The 13,145-nt window shown below is 34.7% G+C and carries 10 protein-coding genes; 6 read left to right on the top strand and 4 right to left on the bottom strand.

The genetic code is table 11. From position 1 onward, the window contains the following. Positions 1 to 2: 2 nt before the first annotated feature. Positions 3 to 1,073 carry a hypothetical protein gene (locus NEF87_RS04910; RefSeq protein WP_457918902.1) on the bottom strand — a complete coding sequence of 357 codons (1,071 nt, stop codon included), beginning with the start codon at positions 1,071 to 1,073 and terminating at the stop codon, positions 3 to 5. A 128-nt stretch (positions 1,074 to 1,201) separates the two neighbouring features. On the opposite strand from NEF87_RS04910, the gene NEF87_RS04905 reads away from it, so the two are divergent. Further along, positions 1,202 to 1,354, top strand: coding sequence for a hypothetical protein (locus tag NEF87_RS04905; protein ID WP_371805287.1), 153 nt, complete (start codon positions 1,202 to 1,204; stop codon positions 1,352 to 1,354). Between the two features lie 232 nt (positions 1,355 to 1,586). After that, positions 1,587 to 4,535, top strand: a complete 2,949-nt coding sequence (locus NEF87_RS04900) for a DUF5814 domain-containing protein (protein WP_457918901.1) — start codon at positions 1,587 to 1,589, stop codon at positions 4,533 to 4,535. A gap of 18 nt (positions 4,536 to 4,553) precedes the next feature. On the opposite strand, the gene NEF87_RS04895 is transcribed toward NEF87_RS04900, so the two are convergent. The 3 genes from NEF87_RS04895 to NEF87_RS04885 form a co-directional block, all read right to left on the bottom strand. Then, positions 4,554 to 6,482, bottom strand: a complete 1,929-nt coding sequence (locus NEF87_RS04895; protein ID WP_457918900.1) for an FtsX-like permease family protein — start codon at positions 6,480 to 6,482, stop codon at positions 4,554 to 4,556. A 3-nt stretch (positions 6,483 to 6,485) separates the two neighbouring features. Continuing rightward, positions 6,486 to 7,322, bottom strand: a complete 837-nt coding sequence (locus tag NEF87_RS04890) for an ABC transporter ATP-binding protein (protein WP_457918899.1) — start codon at positions 7,320 to 7,322, stop codon at positions 6,486 to 6,488. 169 nt (positions 7,323 to 7,491) lie between these two features. Then, the gene (locus NEF87_RS04885; RefSeq protein WP_371805283.1) at positions 7,492 to 7,683 is read right to left on the bottom strand and encodes a hypothetical protein; all 192 of its coding nucleotides are present in this window, start codon (positions 7,681 to 7,683) and stop codon (positions 7,492 to 7,494) included. A gap of 236 nt (positions 7,684 to 7,919) precedes the next feature. Between NEF87_RS04885 and NEF87_RS04880 the strand changes: the two genes are divergently transcribed. From NEF87_RS04880 to NEF87_RS04865, 4 genes are all read left to right on the top strand, one after another. Then, on the top strand, positions 7,920 to 8,924 hold the full coding sequence (locus tag NEF87_RS04880) for a DMT family transporter (RefSeq protein WP_457918898.1): 1,005 nt from the start codon (positions 7,920 to 7,922) through the stop codon (positions 8,922 to 8,924). Positions 8,925 to 9,050: 126 nt separating this feature from the next. Then, positions 9,051 to 10,343 (top strand): chemotaxis protein CheW, encoded by a 1,293-nt coding sequence (locus NEF87_RS04875; RefSeq protein ID WP_457918897.1) that lies wholly within the window; start codon positions 9,051 to 9,053, stop codon positions 10,341 to 10,343. A 110-nt stretch (positions 10,344 to 10,453) separates the two neighbouring features. Further along, positions 10,454 to 10,933, top strand: coding sequence for a response regulator (locus NEF87_RS04870; RefSeq protein ID WP_457918896.1), 480 nt, complete (start codon positions 10,454 to 10,456; stop codon positions 10,931 to 10,933). Positions 10,934 to 10,982: 49 nt separating this feature from the next. Beyond that, the gene (locus NEF87_RS04865; protein ID WP_457918895.1) at positions 10,983 to 13,112 is read left to right on the top strand and encodes a chemotaxis protein CheW; all 2,130 of its coding nucleotides are present in this window, start codon (positions 10,983 to 10,985) and stop codon (positions 13,110 to 13,112) included. Positions 13,113 to 13,145 lie beyond the last annotated feature (33 nt).

The raw sequence follows: 13,145 nt of genomic DNA, 5'->3' as shown, positions 1-13,145 counted from the left end.
GCTTATATTCTGCCAAATACTTGGAACTTATTATCAGAACCGATGGAATAGACTTGGAATTTCTTTCCTTTTTTAGTTTCACAGTCTAAAGCCAATACAGGGAAAAGGAATAAAGGCATCTTGATTTTGATGTCTTTATTTTTTTTTGAATTCTTAATTTCTTTAGCTGCTTCTTTGCTGATTTTTCCAATTTCTTTTGAATAATACCCTAAATTTGGTTCTATGAATTTTTGATCCAATTCTTTCTCAGGATTTCGAATGAGAATACCTTCTACTTGCTCTATCGTTTTCTGGATCTCTTTTCCGAGTTCTTTCTCCAAACCGGATAATTTAATGGAAGAGAGTAAGATAGGTTCTGCAGAAGATTCATGTTTAAATGGTACAGGCTTTATTTGATAGGTAAATAAGCTTCCGTGTCCACGACACTCTGAGCATGAATTGAAACCAGTTGTATTACAATTTTTGCAAGCTATTTTTCCCATTCCTCCACACCGGGTGCAAGTAAGCTTTCCAGTTCCATAACACTCATTACATTTGACCTCTATTTTTTTGGTGGTTTTATTATTTTTTTCATCCAAAACTTTTACCTCAATCATGTATTTTCCTGTTCCTTCACATGATTTGCATGATTTTGCCTTGTTGTTACAATCTGGGCATATTACTAATTTAGTACCATTGCATTTCTTACAAACAACACCACCCTTCCCAGTACATTTAGAACAATTTTCTTTTGTTAAGGTTGCTGCAAAAGGAACTTCTTCATCTCCTTTCCACTCGGTTTTAACAGGATTGGACTTAAATTGATAAAATTTCATTTTTTCAATATCTCTAACGTCTCCTTTCTCTTTTTTAGGCGCAATGTTTTGTACTTTTACTTCATAACTCTTTTCAAAAAATACAATTGCTGCTTTGGTTACTCCCTTAACAAATTCTGCAGCCGTTATATTATCTAAATTAAAAACTGCCCCTTTAACTCCATAATGCTTCTCTAATTTTTGAGATTTTACGGCCTTCTTTTTCCATCTATCCCAAATATCATCTGGATTCGCTGATTTAATAGTTACTGGACTCATATTAATACACTTTTTCAGTACTTTATCTATCGTTATTTTTCATTAAAAAAATTCCGACTATTTTTAGGAAAAAAACGAGAAATCAACCTTTTTTAAGAAAAAAACCTATTAATTACATAGTGATTTGAATGAGTGAAGATCGGCAAAGTGCAGAAATATTTTTAAACTGGGTAAAAGATGGTGGTTGTGCTGGCTGGATAGAATCCGCCATGAATGATGATGCTAAATTGCAACAAATTGCTCAAATATATCGTGATATAAAATCTGCGTTTGGATTTTAAACCCTTTTTTTTAAGTTTGATACAGTTTATGTCTTATAACGTTAGTTTTTTTTCGTGTTAAACACTATTTCCAAGAAAATTTTAACTTTTTCAATGAGACATCCTTGGATGTGGATGTGTTTAAACCATACTGTGTGGAATGAAGCAAAGATTCTGATTGAATTGAAGCAATCTCTGATCCAAGAAGTAATGATAAAAGAGAAAAATCATGGGATATTAGTTTTTTTTATATATGAGTCCTTCACTATCTGGTATTCTCCAACGAAAAAAATATTTTATTATTCTTGATAAAGATGAAGAGCATCCTAAAAAACCCTTCTTCGATGTCATTTGTTTTGAACTGATTAAAGATGATATTTTCTATGGAGAAATTCGCTATTTAGATCGCCCTTTTTTCACAGGACTTGTGTTATTTGATAAAGAGCCTGAAAAAGAAACTCTTATTCCCTTCAAATTTTGGAAACGTAATTTAAAAGCAAGAAATGTTGAGAATCAATTAAAACCAATCGATCCTACCGAGTTTCGTAATTTTATTTTAAATGCTACCTTCATTATTGCAGGGAATCATTTGAACAAACCCCAAGGACATAATTTGGAGAAATATCAAGTAGTGGAAACTGACGCCCATGAAGTTCAACAACATCAAATGGATGAATATTTGAAAGTGCTTCAGCCAATTTATGATTATTGCAGTTCAATTCAATACTCTGAAATTCGCAATTATCTCTTTTGCCATTCTTGCAAGCAAGATAAAAAATATACATTAATTGATGAAAAAACACGCTATAAAAATCAAGCGTTTTATGTATGTAAGCGATGTGCAGGAAAAGAAGTGATTGCAAGTTTAAAGCAGAAGATTGATGTATCTTCCTCTTTAAAAACCTATTTGCGCGATTTATTATTAAATTATCGTGATGTAGTAAAAGTGATTAATGTCTTTAATCCAAATTTCAATATCCTTGATCATCGAGAAGCAACGCTCGTCGGAGTTAAAAAGAAAAAAATTAAACAATCCCCCCAAAAACCACAAAGTATTTATGATTTTTCATTACCTGCTCCCCTAAAATTATACTATCAAGAAAAACATCGTACTTCTTTACTTCCTGCCCAAATCATGGCTCTTGAAAATGGATTATTAGAACGGCAAGATGAACTTGTGGTCTCTGCCACCTCTTCAGGAAAAACCATGATTGGAGAACTTGCAGGTATTTCGAAAATTTTGGAAGATAAAATAAAATTTTTAAAACAAGAAGGGATTTCCAATCCATTTGACTCCAAGGATACCTTATTTGACTCAAAAATCGAACAAAAATTAACAAAAGAGCAAGAATCGTATCTTGAAAAATTGAAAAATACCCGTACTCGGACTCGCATGCTCTATGTCGTTCCAATTGTGGCTTTGGCAAATATGCGTCACAGAGAATATGCAGAATTTAAAAAATATGGGGTTAATTCTGCTTTAAAAGTAGGGGTGTCACACATTTCTCGGAAATCGAATGTCAAAGATGAATTTGGTCAATTTGGAAAAGCTGATGTTGTTATTGCCACATATGAAGCGATTGACATTCTTCTAAGGAGTTCTCATCCCCATCTTCTTAGGGATTTTAGAACCATTGTTATCGATGAGATTCAAATGCTTGCTGATGCTGAACGAGGTTTTATTCTGGATGGGATGATCGCTCGTCTTCGTCTTTATTTACCAAAAGCTCAATTTCTCTACTTGAGTGCAACAATTTCGGATCCAAAAGGCTTAGCTAAGCATTTACGGGCTGCTTTAGTTCATTATACAGACAGACCGGTCGAACTCGAACGTCATTTAGTAATGTGTATCGATGAAAATGCAAAAATGAAGAATATGCGAAATATTATTCGGGAAGAATATAAAACCCGTTCGTCCTTTGGATTCAGAGGTCAAACCATAGTTTTCACAAACTCTCGTAAAAACACCGAAAAATTTGCAGATTTTTTGCGTGCGAACCATGTTCCCGCTTACGCCTATCATGGAGGCTTAGAGTATGGGCAACGGAAATTTGTCGAAAAAAGTTTTGAAATGCAAAAAATTGCTTGTGTTGTTACTACGGCCGCTCTTGCTGCGGGGGTGGATTTTCCTGCAAGTAATGTCATTTTCTTTAATCTAATCATGGGAATTCAACAACTAACGGTTGCAGAATTTGAACAAATGTCTGGAAGGGCTGGTAGGTTGAAAAAACATGACAAAGGAACAGTATATCTTCTTGTATCGCCCGGAAAAACGAATGCCGGGAATCAAAGTGATACGGAAGAGCAACTCGCTTTAAAATTACTTAAGGGCAAAATTGAACCATTAAAACTTGAACCAAATGAAGATAGAATGTTTTTGGAAGTTTTGGCAATTATCGCAATGTATTCCTCCCAAAGAGATCAAGAACATGGGATTTCAAAAGAGAATTTACAATATTTTCATGCTATGATGTACAATGGTGACTTTGATCTTCATCAAGCTTTGATATTTTTACATTCTAATCGATTTATCAAGGCTATCAATAATAATACGGAATATCGAACAACACGATTTGGTCAAGCGACTGCAGAATCATTTTTTTCATTGGAACAAGCTTTGGAAATTCGCAAAAAATTACTTGTTCCAGTTTCAGAAACTGTACCTGCTCCCGATATGTTAGTTATTGCTCAACATCTTGATAAATTTAATAATGTTTACGTTACCAACCGAATTCTCGCAGAATTAAGCATGAAAAATGAAAAACAATCCCGATCCAACAATTTCTTTTCAACTTCCGTCCTCTCCATGATCAGTGCAGATCACTTGGGAAAGAAAAAACATGGAAGGATCAATCGCCGGTTATATAATGTCATCATGGCCTGGTCGGAAGATATATTTAACTGTGCCTGTGATGATAATCCTTATTGTGATTGTGGGAAACGTAATGTTGAAGGATTTATTTTTGATTATCGCCTTTCTGGGATGAGTATCTCTGAAATTGTAGATACTTTTCAAGATGAATATGAAGTTCGCATGTTTCCTGGCGATATTATCGATTATCTCGAAGGGATTATTTATGCTCTTTTATCAATTCAAAAAATTGGAAAATCACTTCGAGTTCCACCCCAGACAATGTTGAAATTGCGTGATATTCCGCAATTAGTAACTGCCTTGATTGGACCGCGCAAAACGAAGAAATAAAATGAAATAAAAAAAAATTTATAATTCCAAAGTTGCGAGTTTTTTATGGTTCTTTTTAATTGTTATATGAGTTGTAATGAATGAACTAATTAATAAAACACATAATATCCCAAAGAACATCCCTAAAGGCACTAATATTGATGGAAGTTCACTCTCTTCCATGAGGAAAAATATTAAAATGATCATAGCACCCATCAACGCTAGTAGTAACCCTAGAATGATCATACCACACTGTTCTAAAAATGCGGAATTTCTAATATCTGTCCGTTTTGCTCCGAGAGCTTTAATTATGATCAAATCCTTTTGATCTTCTTCAACTCGTGCTTTTTGGTAGTGATGGAGAATATATAAGATCAAAATCCCCATAATGACACTAATTCCTAAGGTAATCGTTTCGGCTGAATGAATGTTGTCCAAATTTTGTCTAAATTGTTGGGAAAAATTTCGAACAACAAACCCATCTCCAAAATAGGCAAGAACACTTGCTTCCAGATCAGAAATGAGCTCACTGACTTTTTCACTATCATCAGCAATGGTTGAATAATCTAAGAAGAGCAAGTTAGTATAGTTTGCTTTCCCAAGATCTTCTTGTAAATCAAGGATGTTGAAATATGCGGAGTTCCCATTATTTAACGGATCAATCACAATTGCATTTATTTTATGAACGCTTTTCATATCAGTTTCATTATTGTAAACCGAAATATCTTGATTCAAAGCCGATTCAAATTGTTCTCCGGCTAATGAATCGCCTACTGCTGCTCCCGATAAGAAATTAATTAGCGCCCCATTATGGTACCAATTTTGCACTGTGGAACCAAAGACTACCCCTTGCACAGGAATGGTTAGACTATGATTTCCATCCCCAATTAATTTATATTGCAGAGATACATTCGTTGTTTCCGTGTTTACGATGGCAAAACCTTGATGTTCATAAACGGTCTGCACAGAATATAACCTTGATTCCCATTTATTCAAATTATAGGTTTGTATTGTAGACTCAAATTCCGATGTGTATGCAGTTAAATTGTATTCTTCATCGGTGTAATTTCCCATAATGAGGGGTTCTATTGAATTATCGGTAAATTTTTGGTATCCTTGATCAATTGAATCAACAACCGGTTCTGCTCCAATTATAATGATATTTCTCCCCTGTGCACTTTCAACGTAAGCTGATCCAGAATTGCTTAATACGAGCACACCGATGATCCCAGTAAACATCACCATTCCTGCTATAGCAATCATCACAATATACTCACGAACCAAATATTTTTTTCTCATAAGGTTTTTGATAGCCATAGTTAAATTGATCGATCTATTATTTAACCATTTTTTTAGGTTTGGACCGAGCTTTGCATGGATGGATTCGCTAATTTTTCCCGTTTTGGTTGCATTATATGATTTTCTTCCAATTTTTCTGATCTCATATCCATTAATAAAATAAGAAAAGAATAAAATTCCAATGATTAAACTTGGTCCCAAAAACGTATCCGGAAGCCAAAGAGCTGTGGGAAAATTTTGATTAAATATCAAGAAAAAACCAAGAAAAACAACAAAACCCACTATAAAACCAACTAAGACTGTAAACATCAGAATTAATAAAAGCTCTGAAAGATAGAAACTATACAGCTGTCTCGGATAAGTTCCCACTGCCTTCATTACTGCAATATCCTTTTTGCGAGTTTGAATTAAGGCATGATTATTGGTAATGATGATAAAAATGGTTAAGAGTAAGGTGAGAATTATTAAAAATAAATTGTATTGCGTAAAAATCTCAACGATCGTGTAAGTGAAAGTGTTTATTCGTTCGGGTAAAAATAATAAACCTAAACTGGGAATGATATTTACAAAAAAGATCGCTAGGGCAATTATTGCGATGTTTATCTTCATGTAAGATTTGGATTGGGATTTGTAAAAATACAAATCCTTTATTGCAAAGTTAAAAGACATGGTTTATTCCTCGTTTTGGATTGATTGTTCGTCGGAATCCTCAATCGATGAACTCTCGAGCTTATCATTATCAACAAAGTCAATTTCGTGGATACGTTTATCTGAAATTATTTTACCGTCATCCATTTCTAAAATACGGTGCGCATGTTTGAAAAGTTTTTCATCATGGGTGGCCAAAATAATGGTTTTTCCTTCCTTTCGAAATTGTTCAAATAATGTACCTATAAACTCCGCATTTTTTTTATCCAAATTGGCTGTGGGTTCATCGGCGATTATTACTGGGGGATCATTAGCTAAAGCCCGCGCAATTGCAATTCTTTGCTGTTCTCCTGCACTTAGTTGGAATGGGAGGTGTTCTGCTCGTTCTTCCAATCCAATTTGTTTTAAAAGTTCCGAGGCACGCTTTTCACACTCTTCATGGGAAATCCCACATAATTGCATTGGAAACATAATATTTTCTTGTGCTGTTAAAGAAGAAATAAGATTGTAATTTTGAAAGACTAACCCTACACTAAATATACGGAAGGTCGCTAAAGTTTCTTCTTCCATTGGAGTTATATCAATGTGGCTAAGATAGACCTTACCATCAGTAGGTTTATCTAAACCTCCTAAAATATGTAAAAGCGATGTTTTTCCTGCTCCAGAAGCTCCAATTATTGCCACATATTCATGTTCGGCAATTTCTAAATCTAAATGATCTATGGCTCGAATTAAATAATCCCCTAAGTCAAAATCTTTAACAATCCCTTGAGCACTTACAAAAGGATTCATATGCATCTCGGGTATGTTCCGATAATGTGTAATTATTTCTGAAAAATCATTTTCTCGTAATTTTTTCATTAGAATTCCCTTACGTTGTTATTAGAATTCCCTTCTAAAAATCTTGATGGAACAAAAAAAAAAGAAAAGAAGGTCATTATATGCAATATTCATCTTCTATGAAATCACTCTTCAAGTGTTTATTTTCATATTTTCATTTGATTTAAGACCTAATTTAGATTTATTTCCTTTATTGGATAAAATTGTAGTCTTTGAGTCGTTTTGGAAGAGGAGGGATAAAGGAGAATTCAAGTTTGTCTGTTGAGACATGATCGATGATCACTACATCTGGCAGGGTGTCAATGATGTTCTTTTCAACAAATAATGGTATCCTTCTTTGCATTTCTCCATCTGACAACTGTTCTAATGAATTATCCTCCATTCCCCTCGAAAGTGACGCAATCGCCACTTCAAAGGGAAAAAAATCTCCCGATGTTCACCCAATTTTACAACTTTCTACCACGAAAACTGCTAGTTTTTCCCTCGGCTCCTTTTCATTTAGTTTTGCAAAGTGATTTGCAAAGGCAACCGTAAATTTCCATTGGCGCATGGTTAGCTCAATCCCTTTGTATTTTAAGAATTGAAGATATTTATTACCTTTGTAATATTTTCCTTATCATGAATGGAGTGCTAATTTCAATACTCGCAAATCTTTCATTTGTCATCTCCAATGTGTTGTTTAGAAAAACAGAACATGAAGCTTCTCCCAAGTTTATTAATACATTTCGCACTTTACTTGGAACAATCACTTTTTTCATTATGGCACTCATATTTGGAATTTTTGCAGATATTTTTGCGATTCCTCCTATATTGTGGGTTATCTTGATTGTAAGTTTCATTTTTGGGCAAGTAATTGGGGATACATCGTATTTTACAGCCCAAAAACATTTAGGTGCAACAAAAGCCATGGCTGTGTCAATGACTTTTCCACTATTTACCTTCCTCCTATCTATGATCTTTTTAGATCAAGAATTTGAGATTAAATTCGTTCTTTCTCTTATTTTGATTGGAATCGGAGTAATGATCATTGGAAAATATAAATTTAAGGATGAAATTAAAGATAGTGTCAAAGAAATCACTGATGAAGATATTAATGGAAAAGTAGAAGATAGAAGTGAAGATGATCTGGAATTTACCTCCGATTTTAATCAAAACCTCCAAAAAGATTCTTCGAAACATTATATTGCCGTTCTTTTTGGATTAATTGCATCCTTGGGATGGGCTATTGCCTTAGTGATGGTTAATTATGCAACCAATGAAATTAATGCCTTACTAAACCTTGGTTCCATGAGTTCCATTGCCGGCAGTGCAATTCGATTTCCTGCCGTTTTGGTCATTTTGCTCTTCATGTTATATAAAGAAGATAAGCATCCTCTTAAAAATAAAACCAGTGAATCTTGGGTATGGCTAATTCTTGCTGCGTTAATTGGAACGAGTCTTGGTGCATATTTATACATGGAAGCTACACGAATTGCTGGTGCAACAACTATGGCTTTAATTGCCAGTGCCAATCCATTGTTTTCTCTGCCCTTAACCTATATTTTCAATAAAGAAAAAATCTCTTCGTGGGGATTTCTTGGAGTTCTTCTCACAATTATTGGTGTTGTGCTGATTATTTATTAAAAAAAATCGATTCCATTTTTTTTTCTACTTCATTTTTCATCTTTATTTTATTACACTATTTTTGAAAATATTTCTTAAACCAAGTTTATTAACCGCACGTAAATGTTTTTTATATGTGAAATTTTGATGGCGCAATCGATATATTCTGATTCAATTAAATTGGTTGTATTTGAATTAAGCTCCGAAGAGTTTGGAATTGATATAAAGAAGATAGATTCGATTCTTAGGATGCAAAATATTACTAACATACCTTATGCTGCTAAATTCATTGAAGGAATTATTAATTATAGAGGGCAACCGTTAGTGGTAGTTGATTTAAGAAAACGATTTAACTTACCGCTTAATACCGTTAATGAAGAAAATATGCGAATCATTGTATTAGATTTCCAACCTTTCTTACTAGGTATGATTGTTGATAATGTTTCTGAAGTTTTAAGCCTACCCTTCACGAAGATCGAGCCTGTTCCAGATAATCTTCTGTCCTTAGAAATTGAGCAAGAATATCTGCTTGGAGTAGGAAATTTAGAAGAAGGAGAACGATTAATCATCTTATTGGATCTCGGTAAAATATTTTCCGGGGATGAATTGGAAGATTTAGGGATGCTTTTTGGAAGAGAACACGAAATAAAGTCCTTTCTCGATAAAAATCGGGGTGACAAAGAGAAACAAACTGAAAATCGACGTCTTGCTGCTTCACAGGCGATAATTGCTGAAGAAGGTAATCCTGCTTTTTCTTCTATGAATTATTCTTCTAATACTACCATGTCGAAAGAAAAATACTTAGAAAAAGAAAAAGCGATGATCCGTAAACTTGCCCTACGGGAAATCCAAGAAGAACTTGGGATAAATCTCCAAAAATCTTCTGAAGAAGAGGAAGTTGTTTATCTTGAGGAAGGGGAAGAATTACCGGAAGAAGACGGTGTGGAATATGTGTATGTTGATGAAGATGGGAATGAAATTTCAGCGCCTGCCGATGATAAACTCCTAGACTCTTCTGGAGATATAACATCTCCATCAGATGATATTGATGATGATGTTGCTGCCCTTATTGCAGCTGCTGAAAGCGATAACGAATCTGCAGTTGATGCGACTGCTGATCTGTTGGATGCTCCAGATGATACAACTATCAACAATGATGATGTTGCTGCTCTAATTGCTGCTGTTGACTCTAAGAAGAATGCCGCTTCGGCTAATCAAGTAAACGAAAATACACAACCTTCACCAGAATTGACCGATGAATTAGTTAGACATTATGAAAAATATGTGAATTCATTAACCAAAGCTAAAATTATCGCCCAATTCAATGAATATAAGAATCTCTCTTTGACTAAAAAAATGAAAAAAGCCACCATGGTTTCAACTATTCTTGACTATCTCAAAGAAAACCATCCTGAAATTATTATTGATCATTCTCAATAAACTTGATATTTAGTTTTTTTTCAAAACTTTTACAATATTTTTGATAACCTTTTCAAAACCTTTCTAAAACCACATTCTTAAACTGTCGTTGAATTAATCTTCCTTAATACTTGATTATATTTCGGAAATTTGGACCCGACTCGATCTCATGTGTTTTTAAATACTGGGGGGATTGGAGTCATTCAGTTGGTCTCCTTTGCCGAATATATGACATGGTGAAAATTACAATGGGAAAGACAGTCTTAATCGTAGATGATGCCAAATTCATGCGAATGATGATTAAAAATATTCTGGTCTCTAATGGCTTTGAAGTGGCGGGAGAGGCAGAGAATACAGCCGAAGCCGTTGCAAAATATAAAGAATTGAGTCCTTCGCTCGTTACCATGGACGTCGTGATGCCGGGGGATAATGGGATCGAGGCAGTTAAACAAATAATTGCGTATGATCCGGATGCCAAAATAATCATGTGTTCGGCCTTAGGGCAGCAAGGATTGTTGGTTGAGGCCATCGAAGCCGGGGCGAAAGAATTTGTGATCAAACCCTTCAAACCTGCACGAGTGTTGGAAGCGGTAAATAAAGTTTTGCATTAGATTCAGGATATTTTTTGGTAGGCATTGATGGAAGAGAGGATGCACGAATATGGGACAAAATATGGACAAATATAAAGACCTTTTTCTGGAAGAAAGTAAGGATCGGTTAGAGGAATTGGATAGACAGATTCTTGCCTTGGAAAAAGATCCTGGGAACCTGCAATATGTAGAAGATATGTTCCGTACGGCGCATACGATGAAAGGTATGGCGGCCACAATGGGTTTTAATGATTTTGCACACCTTACCCATCAAATGGAAAATATTATGGATATTATTAAAAATCAAGGGCATCTGGCAGATTTAGAGACGACGAGTCTGCTGTTTGAATGTCGGGATGTTCTTGACAATTCGATTGGGGAAATTGAGAATGGTGATGAATCGAGTGTCGATTATAGTGGCATTTTAAACAAACTCGATGCCTATATCAACAAGCTTTCGAGTAAACATGATTCTGAAAAAAATGGTGATGAAAATACTGATGATGAACCATTAATATCCGAATCAAAAGGGGAAGGCGAGGTTGAAGAGATATCAAGCAACTTTGAGGCGCTCGACACAATACCGCAAATTAATAGTACTGAAGAATTGCTCGATCAGTTTGCGGATGAATTGATGTTGATAGATGAGGATATTGTAGCAATTAATAAAATAACCCAAGAAAACAAGTCAGTTTATCTGGTTCAGATCAAGTTATTTGAAAAAACAGAGATGAAATATGCTCGAGCCTATTTGTGTGTTAAAAAGGTGAAAGATTTTGGCACAATCTATCGAATGATTCCGGATGAAGCGGATCTCAAGGAAGAAAACTTTGGGACGGAATTTAGTATTATTGTGTTCATTGATAATGATAAAAAAATCAAATATTTGCAGCAAGATATTGAAAGTGTGGCAGCTGTTGAGACAGTTGATATATTATTGTTGAAGAAATCGTTATCTTCGGAAACGGCTGTAGAAAAGAAGAATAAATCCAATAAAACGTCGAAAGATAAAGATTTTTCCGTTCAAAATGTAAAGGTCTCCATCAAACATCTTGATAACCTCATGAATATGACTGGGGAATTATTGATTTCCAAAATCCGATTAGACAAAGTCGCTCAAACTTATAATATTGCTGAATTAAATGAAACTTTAAATTTAATCAATAGGATTACCTTCGATTTGCAGGAAGAAGTACTACAAATGCGAATGATTCCAGTCTCTCATATTTTTGATCGTTTTCCTCGCATGGTACGCGATTTAACCAAGTCTTTAGGGAAGTTGATTGATTTTTCCATGGAAGGGCGAGATATTGAATTAGATCGAACAATTATTGATCAAATTGGAGACCCTATTGTTCATTTACTGCGCAATTCAATTGATCATGGAATTGAAATGCCTGATGAACGTGAAAAGATTGGAAAGAATCAGATCGCTTCCTTGAAATTGCTTGCGTATCGGGATAAAAATTACGTTGTTATTGAAATTTCTGATGATGGGAAAGGAATTGATTTTAACAAAATCAAAGAAAAAGCGCTCGAAAAACACTTAATTACCGCTGAAGATGCGGAAAAGATGACGGATTACGACTCCAAACGTTTATTATTAGGGGGGGGGATCAGTACGGCCGACAAGTTATCTGAAATTAGTGGCAGGGGTGTGGGGTTAGGTGTTGTCAAGCAAAAAATTGAAGCGTTAGGTGGTATTGTAGATGTTGAGTCCAAAATGGGCAAAGGATCTACTTTTCGATTGAAATTGCCGTTGACGGTTGCAATAATCAAATCTCTTCTGGTGAGTTTGGGTGCTAAACAGTTCGATCATGAAGAAACCTATGCAATTCCCATTAATAATGTCGTTCGCACAATTGTAATTCATGAAGAGGAAATTCGGACGATTAAAAATAAGGAAGTTATTACTATCCTTGGTAAAATTGTGTCCATTGTGAGACTCCGTGAATTGGTCCAATTCAAAAACCAAAATGAAAAAGATAAAGAATTAGACACACTTCCGATGAAAACCATCATTGTAATTGAAAGGGGTGGAATGGAAGTTGGTTTATTGGTAGATAATCTTATTGGGCAACAAGAAATTGTTATTAAAACACTGGGAGGAATGCTAAAAGGTGTTAAAGGTGTTTCCGGTGGAGCAATTTTGGGTGATGGAAAAGTGGCTCTTATAATTGATGTTAGTTCGCTTTTTTAATTTAGAGTAAAAACTTGTGAAAAAATGGAGATT

The sequence above is a fragment of the Candidatus Lokiarchaeum ossiferum genome (assembly GCA_025839675.1).
Classification (GTDB): domain Archaea; phylum Asgardarchaeota; class Lokiarchaeia; order Sigyniarchaeales; family Promethearchaeaceae; genus Lokiarchaeum; species Lokiarchaeum ossiferum.
Note: the sequence above shows the minus strand (reverse complement) of the source record. Positions and strands in the feature narration are given on the sequence as shown.

What these genes read in the sequence shown, in the direction of transcription:
- NEF87_RS04900 (WP_457918901.1), top strand. Translation starts at nt 1,587, where the DNA reads ATGAGTCCTTCACTATCTGGTATTCTCCAACGAAAAAAATATTTTATT.
- NEF87_RS04865 (WP_457918895.1), top strand. Translation starts at nt 10,983, where the DNA reads ATGGGACAAAATATGGACAAATATAAAGACCTTTTTCTGGAAGAAAGT.
- NEF87_RS04895 (WP_457918900.1), bottom strand. Translation starts at nt 6,482, where the DNA reads ATGTCTTTTAACTTTGCAATAAAGGATTTGTATTTTTACAAATCCCAA.
- NEF87_RS04905 (WP_371805287.1), top strand. Translation starts at nt 1,202, where the DNA reads ATGAGTGAAGATCGGCAAAGTGCAGAAATATTTTTAAACTGGGTAAAA.
- NEF87_RS04890 (WP_457918899.1), bottom strand. Translation starts at nt 7,322, where the DNA reads ATGAAAAAATTACGAGAAAATGATTTTTCAGAAATAATTACACATTAT.
- NEF87_RS04880 (WP_457918898.1), top strand. Translation starts at nt 7,920, where the DNA reads ATGAATGGAGTGCTAATTTCAATACTCGCAAATCTTTCATTTGTCATC.
- NEF87_RS04910 (WP_457918902.1), bottom strand. Translation starts at nt 1,073, where the DNA reads ATGAGTCCAGTAACTATTAAATCAGCGAATCCAGATGATATTTGGGAT.
- NEF87_RS04875 (WP_457918897.1), top strand. Translation starts at nt 9,051, where the DNA reads ATGGCGCAATCGATATATTCTGATTCAATTAAATTGGTTGTATTTGAA.
- NEF87_RS04885 (WP_371805283.1), bottom strand. Translation starts at nt 7,683, where the DNA reads ATGGAGGATAATTCATTAGAACAGTTGTCAGATGGAGAAATGCAAAGA.